Origin of the sequence: Luteimonas sp. TWI382, from assembly GCF_039674545.1 — a bacterium.
Taxonomy (GTDB): domain Bacteria; phylum Pseudomonadota; class Gammaproteobacteria; order Xanthomonadales; family Xanthomonadaceae; genus Luteimonas.
In genome coordinates this window covers 24,808-44,954 of the sequence record NZ_JBDJNS010000018.1, presented here as the reverse complement: position 1 = coordinate 44,954, position 20,147 = coordinate 24,808, and the positions used below count along the sequence as shown (strand labels likewise).

The window sequence follows — 20,147 nt, the reverse complement described above, 5'->3', positions numbered from 1 at the left end:
GCATTCTGTGCAGGACTGGCCATGGCTGCAAAGATGCGGGCTGTGCGCGTCACCTCTCCCTGCCTGCGGCGGCATTGGACACGCGCCGCGTGTCGGTTGGGGCACAGGCTCGTCGCGGAAAGCGGCCCCCATCCCAACCTTCCACCCGTAGAGGGCGCAATGCTCCGTAAGCTGGGGGAAGGAGCTCAAAGCCGTCATCGCGCGGGATCACCTCCCCCGCACGCGGGGGAGGTCCACCCACTGGCGGCACTCTGCGCAGTGCGGGTCCTCACCTCCCCCGCACGCGGGGGAGGTCGACACGCGCAGCGTGTCGGGTGAGGGCACGGGCCCGCCCGACACGCCGCGCGGGATCAGAACGTCGTGCGCAGCGACAGGGTCACATTGCGCGGTTCGCCGTAGAAATTGCCGCGGCCGGTGGCGGAGATCCGAGTGTAGTAGACCTTGTCGAACAGGTTGCCGACATTCAGGCGCACAGTGAGGTTGTCGCGCACCCGGTAGCCGACCAGTGCATCGACGACGGCGTAGCCGCCCTGCCGCACCACGGTCGGCACCGCCGCGTAGGCGTTGCCGCCTTCCACCGGCGAGTACCAATTCACGCCTGCGCCCAGTTGCAGGCCTGCGAGTGCACCGGCGGTCACGTCGTAATGGGTGAACAGCTTCAGGCCATGCTTGGGCGAGATCCGCGTGAACGGCCGGTTCTCGTTGGTACTGTCCTTGGCATAGGCGTTGGTGTTGTAGGCGTAGCCGCCGAAGATCGACCAGTTCTCGGTGATCCGGCCGTTGGCTTCCAGCTCGACACCCTTGGACTCGACCTCGCCCTCGGCGACGTAGAAGCCCTCGTTGTCCGGGTCAGGTTGCGCGCGACCGACCTGATCGATGCGATAGGCGGCGGCGCTGAGCAGCAGGCGGCCGTCCATCAGCGCCCCCTTGACGCCACCTTCCCACTGCTCGCCGCGCGAGGGATCGATCAGCCGGCCATCGGCGGTACGGCGCTCTTGCGGCTGCAGGCTTTCGACGTAGCTGCCGTAGACCGTCCATTCCCCGCTCAGATCGTAGGTCAGGCCCGCGAAGGGCGTGACTTCCGACGGCATGCGATTCTCCGCCCAGGGGCCCAGACGCACCGGCTGCGGATTGGTCAGGCTGGGACGGTCGCGAGTGAAGCCGTTGCGCGCCTGGATCTGCCACTGGCTCAGGCGCGCGCCGGCCAACAGGTTCAGGCGCTCGCTCAGGCTCAGATTGGCATGACCGTACACGCCCCACTGGCGGGTCTTGCTCAGGCCGCCGCTGTTGGGCTGATAGCCGGGGCGCGGGATCGCGGTGTCCGGATTGAACACGTCGATGCGTGCGAACGCGCTGTCGCGCCATTCGACGTAGCTGTAGTCGCTCTTTTGCAGATCCGCGCCGATCAGCACGTCATGCTCGCGGCCGAACAGGTCGAACGCGCCGCCGACATTGACGTCCACGCTGGTCCAGCGTTCGGTCGTGTCGCCGTAGTAGGCGATCTGGTTGACCCAGCCGTTGTCCGGGCGGACCGCGCCGTTGCCGATGTAGGCGTAGTAGTTCTCCGAGTCGTCGCGGGCGCGCTGGAACGTGGCCTTGGCATGCCAGTCCTCGCCCAGACGCAAGTCGAGTTCGGCGAAGCCGACGATGCTCTGGCTGTCGAGCGCGTTCCAGTCGGCCCCCAGATAGGTCGAACGCCGCACGGGCAGCAGGCCGCCGCCCACATAGCCCGGCAGACCGGTCTGGATTGGCGCCAGATAGTCCTGATAGTGCGCGCCGACGGTCAGCGTCGCGGCGTCGCCCAGATCCAGCGAGGTCACGCCGTAGGCGACATAGCGTTCGCGGCGGCCGACGTCGTAGAACATGTCCGATTCGTGCGCGGAGGCGGCAAAACGGCCGCGCAGTTGTCCGCCTTCGACCAGCGGTCCGCCGACGTCGATCTCGGCGCGGGTATTGTCCCAGCTGCCTGCCAGCAGCGCGCCGCTGGCGTGGAACGTGCGTTGCGGGCGCTTGCGCACCAGGTTGATCGCGCCGCCAGGCTGCGCGGCACCGGAAAACAGGCTCGACGCCCCGCGCAGGACTTCGACGCTCTCGTACACGGTCAGGTCGGGCCGCGGTCCGGGGTAGCCGGTCGACGGCACGCCGTCGATGAGGTAGGTGCTGATGTTGAAGCCGCGCGAGATGTAGGTCTGTCCTTCGGAGCTGACGCCGGTCACCGTGATGCCGGGCGTCTGCATCAACGCGTCCTCGAGCGTGTAGAGGTTGCGCAGTTCGATCTGCTCACGCGAGATCACCGAGATCGTCTGTGGAATGTCCTTCAGATCCACCGCCTGCTTGATGCCGGCCGCGTAGCGCGTGCCGTGCACATTGACCTGGTCGAGCGAGGTCGCATCCGCGTAGCGGCCGCTGTCGTTGTCCTCGGCTTGCACCAGGATCGGCGCGGCTGCCACGAGCAGACCGAGCGCCAGCGCCAATGGACGACGGGCGAGCGGCGCCGCCGTCGCGGGGACGGCACAGCCGAACACAGGAGACGAGGCAGTGGAGCGGACAAGTCGAGCGGTACAACGGGACATGGGGGTTCCTTGGACGACGGGCAAAAGACGGCATGCATCGCGCGCCGGAAGCGGCGCGACGGGTGGCAGGGAGGGCTGGCCGGTGCGAGCGGTTGCGCACGGGTGGCGACTGCGGTGATCGGCGCCCAGAGGGCACGCCGAATTCGAGAATGATTATCGTTCATTAACGCAATGTCAACGCGTGCGTCGTGCCTGGACGCGCGACGCGCCCTACGTCACAGCCCCCGCGCGACCCTGGCGCGATTGGACAGATCGACACATCGAGGATACGATTAGGCGCCACATCATATGGCGGCAACACATGGAGTTGGAACAGAAGTACCGCGCGTTGTTGCAGCAAGCCGAACAACGGCAACTCCCGGACGTCGACGGCATGGCCCTGTGCTTCCGGACGCTGTCGCTGGCCGCGGCCATCGATCGCGATTGCGCCGCGCTGCTGGCGCCCTACGGATTGTCGGAAGGGCGCTTTGTGATGCTCTTCCTGCTCGAAGCCGGCGAAGGACTGGCCCCGCACGCGCTTGCCGAACGTGCGGGGGTCACCCGCGCCACGGTGACCGGGCTGCTCGACGGCCTGGCGCGCGAGGGCCTCATCGAGCGCAGGGCCGATCCCCATGATCGCCGCGCGCTGCGCATCCATCTCACCCGTCAGGGCAAGCAGCGGGCGCGCCGTGTGTTCGATGCGCATACGCGGTGGATCGCCAGTCTGTTCGGCGGATTGAACCCAGCCGAGCGCACCCAACTGGCGACACTGCTGGACAAGGTCGCGATGCGGTTGCCCCCTGCCCTGCAGGCGGCAGCACAATGAGCGCATCGGCCCGGCGCACGGGCGCCATCCGCGCATCCGACATCCCTGTCGAGGTGCTCGAGGCGCTGTCGCTCGGCGCGCTGCCCAGTGCGACGCTGGCCGAAGGTCTCGCGGTCGATCAGGCCCGGCTGTTGCGGACGGTCTTTCCGCGCTTGCCGCCGCACGCCCTGACCAACGCGGACGCCGCCTGCCGGCTCGGCATCCTCAAGCGCATGCGCGCGATCGCCCAGGTGCTGCTGCAGGCCCTGGGGCCGGCCGGCATCGCGGACTGCCAAGCGCATGCCTCGGACACCGTGCGCGGCTGGGCTTGTTTCATGATCGGCCAGCAGCCGGACATCGACCTGCCCCGCCGGCTGGAGGCGATCCGACCGTTGGCCGACGACCTGCACTTCGGCGTCCGCGAGTGGGCCTGGATGGCGGTTCGCCCGCAGCTGGCGCAGGACCTGAACGCGGCCATTGCGCAGCTGACCCCGTGGACCGCCTCGCCCTCCGAACGCCTGCGCCGTTTCGCCAGCGAAGCCTTGCGCCCGCGCGGTGTCTGGTGCGCGCATATCCCGGCCCTCAAGCAGCAGCCGCAGATCGCGCTGCCTCTGCTCGAACCGCTCCGCGCCGACCCCGCCACCTACGTCCAGGACTCGGTGGCGAACTGGCTCAACGATGCAGCGAAGGATCGCCCCGACTGGGTCCGCGGGCTCTGCACGCGCTGGCGTCAGGGGCAGCCGACCGAAGCCACGCGCCGTATCTGCACCCGCGCCCTGCGCAGTCTGGACTGACAGCACGCGCCCAGCTCCGCACGCCGACGCGCCGGACACTCCCGCGTGTCATGCCAGCTCGCCGGCCTGCACATCGCGTCCGCGCAGGCGGACGCTGCCCCACAGTGCGAACAGCAGCACTGCGGCGCCGGCCACCAATCCGACGGCGAAACCGGCACGCGTGCCACTGTGATCGACGACCTGTCCGGAGGCCGCCGCCCCCAGCGCCACGCCGACATTCAAGCCGGCCAGCAGCCAGGTCATGCCTTCGGTCAATCGATGCGCGGGCACCACGCGCTCGATCAGCGACATGGCCACGATCATCGTGGGCGCGAAGAAAAGCCCGGCGATGAAGACCATCCCGGCGAGTGCGCCGATGCTGTCGACCAGCCACAACGGCATCGTCGTCGCGGCCGTCGCCAGCCCGCCCGTCAGCAACTGCCGATGCAGCGGCATCGCCAGGCGCACGGCGCCGAACAGCAATCCGGCCAGACACGAACCGAAGGCGTAGGCCGACAGCACCAGGCTGGCGGCCGCGGGCTGGCCCATCTGCCCGGCGAACGCGACGCTCACGATGTCCACCGTGCCGACGATGACGCCCATCGCCAGCAGCAGCAGCGCCAGCAAGCGCACCTCGGCCAAGCGGATCACCGAGCCCGAGCGATCAGCGCCGCCGCCCTGTCCCGCGGCCGGCGGCTCGGTGCCGCGCTGCACGACCAGCGCCGCGGTGCCCAGGGCCAGCAGCAGGGCCGCCACCAGTAGGCCGGCCTGGGGCCAGATGACCACCGACACCCCCACCGACAGCGGTGGCCCTGCGATGAAGGCGACCTCATCGAGCACTGTTTCCAGCGAGTACGCGGTCTGCAGCCGCGGCTGTCCGCGATAGATCGCCGTCCAGCGCGCCCGCACCATCGCCGACATGCTCGGCATACAGCCGGCCAGCAGCGCGCCGGCGAACAGCGTCCAGTCGGCGGCCGGCCAGTGCGACCCTGCGATCAACAGGCCCAAGCCGGCGACGCTGATCGCGCTCGCGACCGGCAACACGCGGCGCTGTCCGTATTGGTCCACCCACCTCGAGATCTGCGGCGACAGCAGCGCATAGGTCAGCACGAACGCCGCCGACACCGCGCCTGCGAGCGCATAGCTGCCGCGCAGTTGCGCCAGCATCGTGATGATGCCGATGCCGGCCATCGGCAACGGGATCCGGGCCAGCACACCGGTGAGCACCAGCCCGCGGGTGCCGGGCAAGGCGAACAGTTCCACATAGGGATTGCGCAACACCGGCCTCCTGGATGCGCTTGCCGCGCGGGCGCGTCAAGCCGACAATGCATACGTCTCGTATGAATAGAATCGTATATTCATACGTTTCGTATGTAAATACTGTTGTGTCGAAATCGAGGAGATGGCGATGGTGCGTCGCACCCGCGCGGAAATGGAGAAAACCCGGGCGGCCTTGCTGGCCTCCGCCCGCGACGCGTTCGCCCACCACGGCTACGCGGAGGCCTCGATGGACGCGCTCACCGCCCAGGCCGGCCTGACCCGCGGCGCGCTGTATTACCACTTCGGCGACAAGCCTGGCCTGCTGGCCGCCGTGGTCGCGCAGATCGATGCCGAGATGGACGCGCGCCTGCACGCACTCTCCGAATCGGCCGACACCCCCTGGACAGGACTTACGAGTCGTTGCCGCGCGTATCTGGAGATGGCCCTGGAACCGGAGATCCAGCAGGTGGTGCTGCGCGATGCCCGGATCGTGCTGGGCGGCGCATCGGCGCAGTCGCAGCGCGCGTGCATCGCATCGATGCGGGGCCTGCTCGAATCGCTGATGGCACAGGGCGTCGTCGCCACGACCGACCCGCAGGCGCTGGCCGCGCTGCTCCACGGCAGCCTGACCGAGGCTGCGGTCTGGATCGCGACCGGCGACGACGGCGACGACCAGGCGCGACTGGCACGGAGTCTCGACGCACTGGACCTGTTGTTGCGCGGACTGTTGCTTGCTTGAGGCCCATCGCCGGTCAGCTCGCAAAGAATCGGCCGCGCACAACGAAAAAGCCCCGGCGCAAGCCGGGGCCTCGAAACGGACGCGTGGGCCAGCCCCTGAAGGCCGGCCGACGATCAGCCGCGGTCCTTGAGTTCCTTGAGCGCGTGCTTGCGCGCGCGCAGCTCGTCGTGCGTCGCCCGGACCTCCGGCAGCAGGCGGGTCACGACGTCGCGCGCGGCCGGCGGCGTGTCCGCATCGCGCGCGGCTTCGTCGAACGCCTCGAGCAGGCGGTCTTCCGACTCTTCCAACTCGGCGACGTAGCCATATTCCTTGTCGCCGAACGCGGCGCGCACCTTGCCGTAGAACTGCTGCAGCGAGCCGACCATCGTGCCCGAGGTCTCCGGCTTGCCGCCGACGGCCTGTACAGCGGCGCTCAGGTCGGTCACCAGCTGCGACTTGTGCGCAGCGATGCGCGAGAACAGCGTCTTGAGCTCGGCGTGATCGACCTTCTGCGCAGCTTCCTCGTAGAAATCCTTGCCGTCGCGGGCGATGGCGATGAGGTCGTTGAGCGTATGCGCGGACTTGTTGGTCATTTGGGTCTCCGATCGAATGAGGGGATGGCGCGGCGCGAGCGCGATGGAAGGTCGCGGGCCGCATCGTCCAGGCGGGCAATGACTGCGCGTGGCCGTGGAGCGATGGGGCCTACCCTAGAGACCGGCCGGGCAAGGAGACGTGACGCGCGAGCGACGATCTTGTGAAAGCGCGAAGGCCCGGCATGCGCATGCGCTGCGGTTGCTCCAGACCAGGGCAGCGCCCTCCCGTCACCGCGGCAGGGCGCTGTATCGATGCAGGCCTCAACCTGCGGCGTCGGCCTTCGGCAGCGCGTAATCGAGCTGGTAGGCCGGCGGCTCGCCGCCCGGCCCGGTCAGGTAGTGGCGCATCCACTGCACCAGGCGGAGCGAATAGTCGTAGCGCGAAGCGCCGCGGCTGTTGCCGTGGCCCTCGCCGGGGTACAGCACCAGGCGCACCGGGGCCTGGCCGGCCAGCTTGAGATACCGGTAGAGCATGTAGGACTGCATCACCGGCACGCGCGGGTCGGCCTCGCCGTGCAGGATCAGCGTCGGCGTGCGCGACTTCTGCGCGTGCGTGATCGGACTGGCCTGGCGGTACATCTCCGGGCTCTCCCACGGCCAGGTCTGCATGTGCACCTGGTACTGCTCGCGCGGGATGTCGCCGGTGGTGACCAGGCTGGCCTGATCCGAGATGCCGACGAACATCACCGACGCGGCGAAGCGCGCGCTGTAGTAGGTGGCGCCCCAAGCGCTGGCGTAGCCGCCGTACGAGCCTCCGGTGATGCCGACCTTGTCGCGGTCCACCAGGCCGATGTCGACCAGGTGATCCACGCCGTCGACCAGGTCGTCGAACTCTTCCATGCCCGGCCGGCCGTGGTCGAGCTTGGAGAACGCGACGCCGCGGCCGGTGCTGGCGCGGTAGTTGGGGAAGAACGAAGCGAAGCCCTGCGCGGCCAGCGTCTGCGCCGGCTGCGCGTAGCTGTTGAGCCAACCGTTGACGTTGTGCGATTCGGGGCCGCCGTGGACGACCACCACCAGCGGCACCCGCGCATGGCCCCGGCGCTCGAGCGGGTGCACCAGCAGGCCTTCCAACTCCAGGCCGTCGCGCGCGGTGTAGCGCACGACCTCCTGCCGCGCCAGCCGCACATCGGCGAGCCACGGGTTGCTGTCGGTCAACCGTCGCGGCTCGGCGCTGCCGGCGGCCAAGTGGAAGATCTCCGACGGGTGCGCCGGCGTACTGCCGACCAGGGCGAGGTCGCCGTTGCGCGCTACGCTCAGGCCCATGTGCACCGGGCCTGCGGCCGGCAGCAAGGTGCGCTGGCCGGTGCCGTCCACGGCGATCTCGGCCAGCCGGCTCTGCACGCCCTCCTGGCTGAGGAACACCAGCGTCGACGCATCGCGCCAGCCAACATGCCAGACGTGGCCTTCGAGCCCGGGCAGCAGGTCGCGCTGCGCGCCGCCGGTCTTGCCGACCACGGTCAGCCGACCTTCGCTCGGATCGTTGGCATCGGCGGCCGAGATGATCGCCAGGTGTTCGCCATCCGGGCTCCAGGCGATCTCGCCGAGCTTGCCGGGGTTGTCCACGCGCCCCAGTTCGCGGCCCTCGACCGAATAGATGCGCACGCGCGCATCGACCATCATGTCGTCGGTGAGCTGGCGCGGGGCCACGACCACCGCCAGCCGATCGCCGGCCGGGCTCCAGCGCACGGTGCGCACGCTGCCTTCGATCGCGAGCTTGCGCGGCGCTGCGCTGCCGCCCAGTTCGGCGATCCACACCTCGACCGGGCGCCAGTCCTCCTCGTAGACCTTCTGCGAGAAGCCCTGCTCGCGCAGTTGCTTGCGCGCCGCGTCCTCGGGCTGCGCCGCCAGCAGCGCGGCGCGGCGGCCGTCGGGCGAAAGATCGAAACTGCTGATGTCGCCGGCCAGGTGCGCAACCGCGGTCGATTCGCCGCCACGCAGCGGAATCGTGTACAGCCGCCGGGTCGCGTCGCCTTCGCGCTTGCTCAGGTAAGCGATCGACTGCCCATCGGGCAGCCAGCGCGGCGCGGAGACATCGACCTGGCCAGTCACGAAGCCACGGTCGTGGCCTGCACGGTCGACCACGTGCAGTTCGCTGCGCGCCGGACCGTCGGGGTCGGTGCCCAGCGTGCGCGGCACCGACAGGACGTAGGCCACTTCGCTGCCGTCGGGGCTGATCGCAGCCTGGTTCGCGGCCCGCGTCTGCGCCACCTGTTCGAGCGTCATGCCGGCGCTCTGGCGCGCGGCGACGGCCGGCGTCGCGGTCGCCAGCACCAGCGCGCAGGCGATGCCCATGATCCAACGTTGCATCCGGATTTCCCCGATCGAAAGACAGCCTCGGACTTTGACCGGCTTCGACAAGCGGCGCAACGGCGCGCGGGCCGAACAGCGACCAGGCGCCAAGCGTTCCCTCGCCTGACCCGCCCACGCGCGCCAGACGCTGCGTTATCGCGTGCGTCCGCAAGCGGCCAGATGACGCTCTCGCATCAGGAGAAACGCGGGCAATGCGAGCGAGGGACCGACGGCCAGGCATCCAAGTGGGAGCCACAGCCCGCGCATCCGGAGCCGCCGCCCTTCGGCGACGATCAGCACGATGACCACGACACCGGACACCAGAACATCCGCCCAAGCGAATGCGGCAATGGGCGTGGCCACCGCTTGCGCCACCAACAACGGCACATCGACGCCGTGCCGGGCAAGCCACGGCAGGAACCGAGAGAGCGGGAGCGCAGCGCCCAACACGCACAGCACGAGATAGATCCACTGCATGGCGTGTTTCATCGGGATCCCGATCTCGGCAGAAGGCCGGCGAACGCTAGCCGATCTTGACGGCGATTGAAATCACCGTGCCGGTCACGACGAACGCGGCAGCCTGCGCGAATGGACCGACACCGCTCCGATGTCGACGCAGGCCGCCCCCGGTCCAGAATCCGCATGGCAATGAACCACGCATCGGGCTGACCCCACTACGCCGTGCGCGCGGCCATCGTCCTGTGCCGCACCACGCGTGCGGCGATGCGCGCAAACACCTCCGGCAACAAGGCACGCACAGGTTCGGGCACCCGCGCCACCAGCGCCGCGGCATCGAATGCCGGCAGCGGGCCACGCCACGCGAAGGCAACCCGATTACTCATCTTCGGCTCGTCGACCACCAGCACCTGTGCCTGGCCGAAGGCCTGCCGCAGCCGGGCCACGTGGGTGTCGGGATCGCGCACGTACAGATTGCAGGCCAGCACGCCGTCGGCGACCAGCGCATCGCGACAGTCGTCGTAGAACGCCTGACTCGACAGCGCTGCCGGAATGCCGTGCTCGTCGTAGCCGTCGATCAACAGCAGGTCGAAACGGGCCGGACGCGACGCCAGGAACCGCGCGCCGTCATCGATGACGATTTCCAGCCGCGCGTCGTCGGCCGGCACACCGAATTCCGTGCGCAGCGCGACCACGTGCGGGTTGTTCTCGACCACCTCGATCCGCGTGTCCGGCAGGTGGCGATAAGCGAACTTCGCCTGCGAGCCCCCGCCCAGGCCGACCATGCCGAGCACCGCCGGCGCCGGCTGCCACAACAGCGCGGCGAACATCGTGCGCGTGTAGTCGACCAACAGCCGATCGGGATCGCCGCTGACCATGCGGCTCTGCGTCTGCCGGCGCACGAACTGCAGCGAGGTGAAGCCATCGTGCCGGCGCACGTAGGGCCGCTTGGGGGCACTGCGGCCGCGCCAGTGGGCCAGCCATCGCGCCCACCACGGCCGCGTCCCGGTGTCGTCCCCCTGCCCCATGCCGGCGCTCAGCGGTTCGACCAGCCGTGCGGCACATGCCCGGCGGCGACGTGCGGCCGCGCCGAATCGATGTTGTGCTGCGAGTCGTCGAAGAAGATGTCCGCCCCGAACGCATCCAGGAACGGCCCCTTCGGCCGCCCGCCCAGGAACAGCGCCTCGTCCAGGCGCACGCCCCAGGCACGCAGGGTGCGGATGACCCGCTCGTGCGCGGGCGCCGAGCGCGCGGTGACCAGGGCGGTGCGGATCGGCGCGTCCTTGCCCGCCGGATACGCCGCCTGCAGATCGTGCAGCGCCGCCAGGAACCCACGGAACGGGCCGCCGGTCATTTCCTCGCGCGCACGCTCGCGCTCATGCTTGTGGAACGCGTCCAGCCCGCCTTCCTGCGACAACCGCTCGCCTTCGTCGCCGAAGATCACCGCATCGCCGTCGAATGCGATCCGCAACTGGTCGTTGCGATGCGCCGGTGCGCGCGCCGGAATGATCGTCGCCGCCGCGATGCCGTTCTCCAGCGCGCGTCGCACCGAATCGGGGTTGGCCGATAGGAACAACTGCGTGCCGAATGGCTTGATGTAGGGCCAGGTCGGTTCGCCCGAAGTGAACGTCGCGCGGATGATGCCCAGGTTGTGATGCTGGATCGAGTTGAAGATCCGCAGACCCGTATCGGCCGAATTGCGCGACAGCAGGATCACCTCCACGCGCGGCGCATCAGGCGGCGCGTCCACGTTCAGCGCCAACAGCTTGCGGACGAGGGGAAATGCGATCCCCGGCTCCAGCACGTCGTCCTCGTGCGCCCGCTGGTGCTCGGCGTAAGCATCGATCCCCTCGCTCTCGAACAGCGTGTGGCTGTCCTCGAGGTCGAACAAGGCCCGCGAGGAGATCGCGACGGTCAGCGTGGGGACGAAGGTGTCGGGCATGGCAGGGCGTGAGCTCGAAAGGGACCGCGACGCCCCGCCAGCGGGGGATCGTCGGATGGACGGCAGGCCCGCCGCCGAGTCGCAGGCATCGCGGACCGACCCGCCATTATGCCAGCCTGTGCCGCGACCCGACCCGCCGCCCTGCCTGCCTGCCCTAACCAGACGAGCCCTCACCCGCGTGTCGAGGTGGCGGGGACACGAACTGGCGTCCGACCTCCCGCGCGCGCAGGCCCCTCCGCCAGAACCCCGCCCGGTCTCAACGCGCGCCGTGTAGCCGCGGACGCATTCGCTGCACCGCATCATGAATACCGGGACGTCCAACCGCCGCGACACGCACAAGCGTGACTGGCTTCGCATTCCGGGCATCTGCCATTGACAACGTTGTCTTTCAGGACGCACATGGCAGCCGACATCCCCTTGCTCCGACCTTGTACCGGTTTCCGCTGCCCCCTGGATCCCAGGAGGCGGCGGAAAGGGCATCCGGTCGGCGCTGCGCTCCGCTGTCGGCGTGCCGACGGCGGCTGGGCGCCGGCTTCACTCGGCATCGGAAAGGGAGACTTCGTCATGATGCATCGCAGACTCGCCGCACTGTCGCTGTGCCTGCTGGCCTCGGCCGGCATGGCCGCCAGCGCACAGGCGCAAACCGCCGCCTGTGGGGGCGTTCCCGCATGGAACGCCAGCACCATCTACAACCCGGGCGACCGCCTGACCTACCAGAACCGGCTGTACGAGGCACGCACCCAGATCTGGAACGCGGCGCCCGATTACTGCACCTCTTGCGGCTGGTACCAGGACCTGGGGTCATGCAGCGGCGGCGCCGCCAATCAGCCACCGACTGTGGCGCTCACCGCGCCCGCCCAGGGGGCGACATTCGCCACCGGCGCCTCGGTGACGATCACCGCCAATGCCAATGACAACGATGGCACGATCGCCTCGGTGCAGTTCTTCCGCGGCGCGGTGTCGCTGGGGACCGACACCAGCGCGCCCTACGCCCTGACCTGGCAGAACGCGACCGCCGGCCAGCACGTGCTGACCGCGGTGGCCACCGACAACAAGGGCGCGACGACGACCTCCGCCGCGGTGACGATCACCGTTGGCGGCGGCACCGGCCCGGACACCACCGCGCCCAGCGTGCCGACCGGGCTGCAGGCAACGCAGCAGACGTCCGCCAGCATCACGCTGACCTGGACCGCCTCGACCGACAACGTCGGCGGCAGTGGCATGGCCGGCTACGACGTCTATCGCAATGGCCAGATCGTCGGCTCGCCGACCACGCCCGGCTACACCGACAGCCCGTTGTCGGCCAACACCGCCTACACCTACCGGGTCCGCGCACGTGACCGCAGCGGCAACGCGTCAGCGTCCTCGCCGGAGATCGTCGCGCGCACGGTCGCGGCCAATGCCGGCGGCGACAAGCGGGTGATCGGCTACTTCACCCAGTGGGGCATCTACGGCCGCAACTACCGCGTGCGGGACATCGAGACCAGTGGCTCGGCCGCCCGACTCACGCATATCAACTACGCGTTCGGCAACGTGCGCAACAATCGCTGCGAGGTCGGCGTCACCCAGCCGGCCGATCCGAACACGGGGGCCGGTGGCGACGCCTTCGCCGACTACACCAAGGCGTTCTCGGCGGCCGAAAGCGTCGACGGCGTCGCCGACACCTGGGACCAGACGCTGCGCGGCAACTGGAACCAGCTGCGCAAGCTCAAGGCCCGCCATCCCGGACTGAAAGTGCTGATCTCGCTGGGCGGCTGGACCTGGTCGCGCGGGTTCTCGCAGGCCGCACGACCGGAGAACCGGCAGGCATTCGTGGCCTCGTGCATCGACGCCTACATCCGCGGCAACCTGCCGGTCACCGACGGTGCGGGCGGCGCTGCGGCCGCGGCCGGGGTGTTCGACGGCATCGACATCGACTGGGAGTATCCGGTGGCCTGCGGGATCGCCTGCGGCACGGCGGAAGACCGGCAGAACTTCACCGCGCTGCTGGCCGAGTTCCGCAGCCAGCTCAACGCGGTGCGGCCGGGCTTGCTGCTGACAGTGGCCGTGGGTGCGGGCGTCGACAAGATCCGCGTCACCGACCCGAACCTCTACCACCCGTCGCTGGACTACATCAATGTGATGACCTACGACTTCCACGGCGGCTGGGAGCCACGCACCAACCACCACTCGGCGCTGTTCGCCTCCCCGAGCGATCCGTCCACGGGCGATGTGCGCCTGTACAACACCGACGATGCGATCCAGGCCTTCCTGGACCTCGGCGTGCCGGCGTCCAAGCTCAACCTCGGCATCGGCTACTACGGGCGCGGCTGGACCAATGTCCCCAACGCCAACAACGGGCTGTATCAGACCGGCACCGCGGCGCCGGGTACGTACGAGGCCGGGATCGAGGATTGGAAGGTGCTCAAGACGCTCGGCTGGCCGCGCTTCGTCGATTCGACCGCGCGCGCGCAGTGGATCTACAACGGCACGACGTTCTGGTCGTTCGACGACCCGGCGCTGATCGCCGAGAAGATGGCCTACGTCAAGGCGCAGGGCCTGGGCGGCGCGTTCTTCTGGGAGTTCAGCGGCGACGACAGCAGCGGCACGCTGACGCGGGCGATCGAGCAGGGCCTGCGCTGAGGCCACGTCCGGCGGGTCCAGGGACGGACTCGCCCGACCGCGTGGGCGCACTGGGCGCCCGCGCGACTCACGCCACGAACTGCTCGCTGAGAATGCGTTCCTCGAGATTGTGCTCGGGGTCGAACAGCAGCGTCACCGTGCGCTCGGATTCGCGCACGGTGACCTGCACGACATCGCGCACCTCGTGCGAGTCGGCCGTCGCGCTGACCGGCCGTTTGTAGGGATCGAGCACGCGGAAGCGGACCTCGGTCTCGGCGCGCAGGATCGCGCCGCGCCAGCGACGCGGTCGGAACGGTGCGATCGGGGTCAATGCGACGATGCCCGCGCCCAGCGGCAGGATCGGGCCGTGCGCGGAAAAGTTGTAGGCCGTGCTGCCGGCGGCGGTGGACAGGATCACGCCATCGCCGACCAGTTCCTCCAGACGCGTGACACCGTTGAGTTCGATGCGCATATGCGCGGCCTGGCGCGTCTGGCGCAGCAACGAGACCTCGTTGTAGGCCAGCGACGAGACAGTGGCGCCGGACTCGGTCTCTGCCAGCATCTCCAGCGGATGCAGCACCGCGGGCTGGGCCGCGGCGATGCGCGCCAGCAGGTCGCCCTGGCGGTGCTGGTTCATCAAAAACCCCACGGTGCCCAGCTTCATGCCGTAGACCGGCTTGCCGAGATGGCCGTGGCGATGCAGCGTCTGCAGCATGAAGCCGTCGCCACCGAGCGGCACCAGGACGTCGGCGTCTGCCGGATCGCACTGGCCGTGCTCGGCGCCGAGCACCCGCAGCGCCTCTTGGGCATCGGCGGTCTGGCTGGCGACGAAGGCGAGGCGGGGCGTTGCGGTCATCGGCGGGCCGGTGCGGGAACGTCGCCGCGCAGCTTAGCGCAGGTGGTGTGGCGGCGGGTCGATGCGGCAGCCGCGGATCGATCCCGCAAAGGACAGGGAGGGCGCCTGTGCGCCCTCCCCGTTGGCCTCAGCTGCGCTGGACGAGCTGCGAGACGCGCTGCACCGCGACCGATACCGTCGGGTAGTCGAGCGTCTTCTGCGCCGCCAGTTCGGCCAGCATCGCCAGCGTGAAGCGCAGCGTCGGATCGTCGCGCTCGAGCCAGGTGCGGACCTTCTCCTCGGGCGTGTCGCCGGGCATCGCCAGCACCTGGCCGACGAGCAGGCGATGCTGCTGGCCGAGATCCTCGCGCAGCACGCCGCGTGCCACCGCATGCCAGCGGCCATCGACCTCGAGCGCGTCGATCTGCGCGGTCAGCCACGGCAGATTGAGCGCTTCGCCGAGACGGAAGTGCACGCGCGCGACATCGATCGGCTTGCGCCGCGTTTCGCTGGCGACCTCGATGATGTCCCATGCCGCTTCCAGGTACGGCAACGCGGCAAGCTGCTCGGCCAGGTCCTCCGGCACGCCCTTCTCGCGCCAGCTCTGCAGGCTGGCGTCGTGCTCGGCGCGCTGGCTGTCGGCGATGATCTGGCTGCCGATGCGGATGGCGTGGAAACCGTCGTGATAGCGCGCCACGGCCGTGGTGATGTCCGGGATCGCACCGGCACGCGCCAGCAGCCAGCGGGTGAAGGCCCGCTGCAGGTTCCAGATCACCTGCAGGGCATCGACCTGCACCGACTCGGGCACGGTGCCATCGAGTGCGTCGATGCTGTTCCACAGCGCGCGCGCCTCGATCGTCTCGCGGGTGATCGTGAACGCCTTGGCGATCTCGCCCGGCGAGCGCCCGCTGTCTTCCTGCATGCGCAGCAGGAACGTCGCGCCCATGCGGTTGATCATCTGGTTGGTCACCGCGGTGGCGATGATCTCGCGCTTGAGGCGGTGCTGCTCCATGGTCGCGGCGTACTTCTTCTGCAGCGGCACGGGGAAGTAACGCTGCAGCTCGCGCGACAGATACGGATCTTCGGGGATGTCGGAGGCGAGCATCTGGTCGAAGGCGACGAGCTTGGAGTACGACAGCAGGACCGCCAGCTCAGGCCGGGTCAGGCCCAGGCCCTTAGCCTTGCGCTCGGACAGTTCGGCATCCGACGGCAGGAACTCGATCTGGCGATCGAGCAGACCCTGCGCTTCGAGCGTGCGGATGAAGTGGCGCTTGGACCCCAGCCGCGAGACGCTCATGCGCTCCATCAGGCTCAGCGCCTGGTTCTGGCGGTAGTTGTCCCACAGCACCAATTCGGCGACCTCGTCGGTCATCGAGGCCAGCAGCTTGTTGCGCGCGGGCACGGTCAGCTTCTTGGCCTGCACCACGTCGTTGAGCAGGATCTTGATGTTGACCTCGTGGTCGGAGGTGTCCACGCCAGCCGAGTTGTCGATGAAGTCGGTGTTGAGCAGCACACCGGCCTGCGCGGCCTCGATGCGGCCGAGCTGGGTCATGCCCAGGTTGCCGCCCTCGCCCACGACCTTGCAGCGCAGCTCTCGGCCATCGACGCGCAGCGCGTTGTTGGCCCGGTCGCCGACATCGGCGTGGCTTTCCGACGACGCCTTGACGTAGGTGCCGATGCCGCCATTCCACAGCAGGTCGACCGGCGCGCGCAGGATCGCCGACATCAGCTCGTTGGGGCTGAGCGCGGCGGTGTCGCCATCGATGCCCAGCACCTCGCGGGCCTCCTTGGACAGCGGGATCGACTTGGCGCTGCGCGGCCACACGCCGCCGCCCTTGCTGATCAGCTTGGCGTCGTAGTCCGCCCAGCTCGAGCGCGGCAGCGTGAACAGTCGCTGGCGCTCGGCGTAGGAGACCGTCGCGTCGGGCGCCGGGTCGATGAACACATGGCGATGGTCGAACGCGGCCACCAGCCGGATGTGCTGCGACAGCAGCATGCCGTTGCCGAACACGTCGCCGGACATGTCGCCGACGCCGACCGCGGTGAAGTCCTGGGTCTGCGAGTTGCGGCCCAGCGCCCGGAAGTGACGCTTGACCGATTCCCAGGCGCCGCGCGCGGTGATGCCCATGCCCTTGTGGTCGTAGCCGACCGAGCCGCCCGACGCGAACGCATCGTCGAGCCAGAAGCCATGCTCGCGGGCGATGCCGTTGGCGATGTCGGAGAACGTCGCGGTGCCCTTGTCGGCGGCAACGACCAGGTACGGGTCGTCGTCGTCGTGACGGACCACGTCGCGCGGCGGCACGATCGCGCCGTCGACGATGTTGTCGGTGATGTCCAGCAGGCCGTTGATGAACAGCGTGTAGCAGGCCACGCCCTCGGCGAACAGCGCATCACGGTCGCCCCCGGCCGGCGGCCGCTTGACGATGAAGCCGCCCTTCGAGCCGACCGGCACGATGACCGTGTTCTTGACCATCTGCGCCTTGACCAGGCCCAGCACCTCGGTGCGGAAATCCTCGCGGCGATCCGACCAGCGCAGGCCGCCGCGGGCCACCGGCCCGAAGCGCAGGTGGGTGCCCTCCACCCGCGGGCCGTAGACGAAGATCTCGCGGTACGGACGCGGCTTGGGCAGTTCGGGCACGCGCGCCGAATCAAACTTGAAGGCGATCGTGTCGCGCACCGCGCCTTCGCGGGTGCGCTGGTAATAGCTGGTGCGCAAGGTCGCGTCGATCACGCCCAGGTAGCTGCGCAGAATGCGGTCCTCGTCGAGGCTTGCGACGCGGTCGAGCAGCCCCGTGAGCGCAGTGCGCGCCGCATCGTACTGCGCGTCGCGGTCCTGCGCGCGGGCATCGAGTACCGGCTGCAGCAGTGCCCGCGTGGCGTCGTCGCCCGACAGCGCACCGAGCTGGCTGGCCAGCATCTCGATACCGGCGGCGACCTGCGCGCCGCTCTCGCGGCCGGTGGCCGGATCGAAACGGGCTTCGAACACTTCCACCAGCAGCCGCGCAAGCAGCGGATAGCGGCCGAGCGTGTCCTCGACGTAGGCCTGGGAGAACGGCACGCCGACCTGCTGCAGGTACTTGCAGTACGCGCGCAGCATCGCCACCTGACGCCAGTCGAGATCGGCGGCGAGGATCAGCCGGTTGAAGCCGTCATTCTCGGCATCGCCGCGCCACACGCGGTCGAACGCTTCGGTGAACGCGGCCGCGCGCGCGTCGATATCGACGTTCGCGGCCAGGGTCTCGACGAAGAAGTCCTGGATGTAGAGCGTGGTGCCATCGACGATCAGACGCGTGGGATTCTCGGCGATGACCCGCAGGCCGAGGTTCTCCATCACCGGCAGCACCTCCGACAGCGGCAGGTGTTCGCCGCTGCGGTAGAGCTTGAAGTGCAGCAGCGCATCGCCGGCCGACGACGTGGGCTGGGTGTAGAAGCTCAGTTGCAGCGCGCCGCTCGCCTGGGCGGCGGCGAGCTTCTCGACATCGGTCGCGGCGACGGCCGGCGATGCGAACTCGATGTAGGCAGCCGACAGGCCGCGTCCCAGGCGGCCGGCCAGACGCAGGCCTTCGCCTTCGCCCTGGCGACGCACGAGCTCGTCGCGCAGGTCGTCGTGCCAGTTGCGTACGATCTTCTGCAGCGCCTGCTCGAGCGCAGCCTGGTCGACCTCGCCCTGCACGCCCGCACGCGGGCGCACGATCAAGTGCAACTGCGCCAGCGGCGACTCACCCAGCACCACGTGTGCATCGACGTGGTCGGCCTGCATCGTCTCGCGCAGCATGTCCTCGACACGGTGGCGCACGTCGGTGTTGAAACGGTCGCGCGGGATGTAGACCAGCACCGAATAGAAGCGGCCGTAGCGGTCGCGGCGCAGGAACAGCCGGCTGCGCACGCGCTCCTGCAGGCCGAGGATGCCGGTGCCCAGGCGGAACAGCTCATCGGGCGTGGACTGGAACAACTCGTCGCGCGGCAGGGTCTCGAGCAGGTGCTTGAGGGTCTTGCCGCTATGGCCGGTCGGCTTGAGGCCGGACTCGCTCATCACGTGCTCGAACCGCTCGCGCACCAGCGGGATGTCCCAGGGCCGGCGGGTGTAGGCGCTGGAGGTGTAGAGGCCGAGGAAGCGCTGTTCGCCGACCACCTGGCCCTTGGCGTCGTAACGCAGCACGCCGATGTAGTCCATGTAACCGGGACGATGCACGGTGGAGCGGGCACTGGTCTTGGTGAGGATCAGCGCATCGACCTCGCCCGCACGCCGCAGCGCATCGGCGCCGAGTTCGCTGAGCGGGCGCGACTTGACCGTGGCCGGCGTGCGCAGCAGGCCCAGGCCACTGTCGGCGACGGGCTCGAGCACGCCATCGGTGCCCTTGCGGCGCACCTTGTACTCGCGGTAGCCGAAGAATGTGAAGTGGTCGCTGGCCGCCCAGCGCAGGAACTCCTGCGCCTCGCGCCGGCTGGCGTCGGCGACCGGCATCGGCCGCGCGACGAGATCGGCGGCGACCTCCTGCATTTTCTCGCGCATCGGCCCCCAATCGGCCACGATCGCGCGCACGTCGTCGAGCACGCGACGCACGACCTGCTCGATACGTGCGCTCGCTTCGGGCGTCTGGCGATCGATCTCCAGGTGCATCACCGACTCGGCATCGCCCTCGCCCACGCCGGTCAGGCGGCCGCTGCGGTCGCGCGCGATGTGCAGGACCGGGTGGCCCAGCACGTGCACGCCGATGCTGCGCTCGGCCAGCGCCATCGTCACCGAGTCGACCAGGAACGGCATGTCGTCGTTGACGATCTGCAGCACGGTGTGCGGCGATTCCCAGCCGTGGGTGTCCTGCGCCGGATTGAACAGCCGCACGTTGGCGGTGCCCGGCTTGCGGCGTGCGGCGAACTCGAACAGGTCGGCGGCCAGGGCCGCCCAGCCATCGGCGCTGTGCAGCGGAATCTCGTCCTCGGTCATGCGCCGGTAGAACGCCTGCGCGAAGGCGTCGGCACCGCGCTGGGCGGCCTTGCCTGCGCGCCGCCGCACGGCCTCGAAGATCGGGTCCAGCAACCCGGACCCTGCGGGCCTGGACGGCGCGGGCATGACGCTGGCGCTGCTGCCCTGCGGCTTGGCGCGCTTGCGCGGTGCCGGGGTCGGGGCCGCGGCGGCCTTGCGTTTGGAAGAAGAAGTACCGGTCTTGCGGGATGTGCTCATGACGACGATAGGTCCGATGCAATGAGGCCCGCGTTCTCACGCGGGCCGACAGGGAACAGGAAACCGACGGGTGGCATGCCGCGCGAACTGCGGCTGGCGGCCGGATCGGGGACGACGGAAGCGGCCGCGCAGCCTTCGGGG

At 69.3% G+C, this 20,147-nt stretch carries 13 protein-coding genes; 4 read left to right on the top strand and 9 right to left on the bottom strand.

All coding sequences use genetic code 11. The features are described 5' to 3' along the window. Window positions 1–350 precede the first annotated feature (350 nt). A complete protein-coding gene (locus tag ABE505_RS11995) occupies window positions 351–2,573 on the bottom strand; it encodes a TonB-dependent siderophore receptor (protein ID WP_346444660.1) in 2,223 nt (740 codons plus the stop codon). 301 nt (window positions 2,574–2,874) lie between these two features. Between ABE505_RS11995 and ABE505_RS11990 the strand changes: the two genes are divergently transcribed. Together ABE505_RS11990 and ABE505_RS11985 are read left to right on the top strand one after the other, a co-directional pair. Continuing rightward, window positions 2,875–3,378, top strand: coding sequence for a MarR family transcriptional regulator (locus tag ABE505_RS11990; RefSeq protein WP_346444662.1), 504 nt, complete (start codon window positions 2,875–2,877; stop codon window positions 3,376–3,378). After that, window positions 3,375–4,151, top strand: a complete 777-nt coding sequence (locus ABE505_RS11985; protein WP_346444664.1) for a DNA alkylation repair protein — start codon at window positions 3,375–3,377, stop codon at window positions 4,149–4,151. Before ABE505_RS11990 ends, ABE505_RS11985 begins: the two co-directional genes overlap by 4 nt. A gap of 48 nt (window positions 4,152–4,199) precedes the next feature. Here ABE505_RS11985 and ABE505_RS11980 read toward each other — a convergent pair whose 3' ends face one another. Further along, window positions 4,200–5,408, bottom strand: a complete 1,209-nt coding sequence (locus ABE505_RS11980; protein ID WP_346444666.1) for an MFS transporter — start codon at window positions 5,406–5,408, stop codon at window positions 4,200–4,202. A 130-nt stretch (window positions 5,409–5,538) separates the two neighbouring features. On the opposite strand from ABE505_RS11980, the gene ABE505_RS11975 reads away from it, so the two are divergent. Then, window positions 5,539–6,129, top strand: a complete 591-nt coding sequence (locus ABE505_RS11975) for a TetR family transcriptional regulator (RefSeq protein ID WP_346444668.1) — start codon at window positions 5,539–5,541, stop codon at window positions 6,127–6,129. 113 nt (window positions 6,130–6,242) lie between these two features. On the opposite strand, the gene ABE505_RS11970 is transcribed toward ABE505_RS11975, so the two are convergent. From ABE505_RS11970 to ABE505_RS11950, 5 genes are all read right to left on the bottom strand, one after another. Beyond that, on the bottom strand, window positions 6,243–6,701 hold the full coding sequence (locus ABE505_RS11970) for a PA2169 family four-helix-bundle protein (RefSeq protein WP_346444670.1): 459 nt from the start codon (window positions 6,699–6,701) through the stop codon (window positions 6,243–6,245). A 261-nt stretch (window positions 6,702–6,962) separates the two neighbouring features. Continuing rightward, window positions 6,963–9,008 (bottom strand): S9 family peptidase, encoded by a 2,046-nt coding sequence (locus ABE505_RS11965; protein ID WP_346444672.1) that lies wholly within the window; start codon window positions 9,006–9,008, stop codon window positions 6,963–6,965. 135 nt (window positions 9,009–9,143) lie between these two features. Beyond that, a complete protein-coding gene (locus ABE505_RS11960; RefSeq protein WP_346444674.1) occupies window positions 9,144–9,479 on the bottom strand; it encodes a DUF2834 domain-containing protein in 336 nt (111 codons plus the stop codon). Between the two features lie 185 nt (window positions 9,480–9,664). Further along, window positions 9,665–10,474 (bottom strand): transferase, encoded by an 810-nt coding sequence (locus ABE505_RS11955; RefSeq protein ID WP_346444675.1) that lies wholly within the window; start codon window positions 10,472–10,474, stop codon window positions 9,665–9,667. Window positions 10,475–10,482: 8 nt separating this feature from the next. Then, a complete protein-coding gene (locus ABE505_RS11950; protein WP_241943588.1) occupies window positions 10,483–11,388 on the bottom strand; it encodes a 5'-nucleotidase in 906 nt (301 codons plus the stop codon). A gap of 564 nt (window positions 11,389–11,952) precedes the next feature. Here ABE505_RS11950 and ABE505_RS11945 point away from each other — a divergent pair. After that, a complete protein-coding gene (locus tag ABE505_RS11945; RefSeq protein ID WP_346444676.1) occupies window positions 11,953–14,010 on the top strand; it encodes a glycosyl hydrolase family 18 protein in 2,058 nt (685 codons plus the stop codon). Between the two features lie 67 nt (window positions 14,011–14,077). Here ABE505_RS11945 and ABE505_RS11940 read toward each other — a convergent pair whose 3' ends face one another. Together ABE505_RS11940 and ABE505_RS11935 are read right to left on the bottom strand one after the other, a co-directional pair. After that, window positions 14,078–14,845 (bottom strand): NAD kinase, encoded by a 768-nt coding sequence (locus ABE505_RS11940; protein ID WP_346444678.1) that lies wholly within the window; start codon window positions 14,843–14,845, stop codon window positions 14,078–14,080. Between the two features lie 127 nt (window positions 14,846–14,972). Continuing rightward, complete coding sequence (locus ABE505_RS11935; protein ID WP_346444727.1) at window positions 14,973–19,895, bottom strand: NAD-glutamate dehydrogenase domain-containing protein; 4,923 nt, start codon at window positions 19,893–19,895, stop codon at window positions 14,973–14,975. Between the last annotated feature and the right edge of the window lie 252 nt (window positions 19,896–20,147).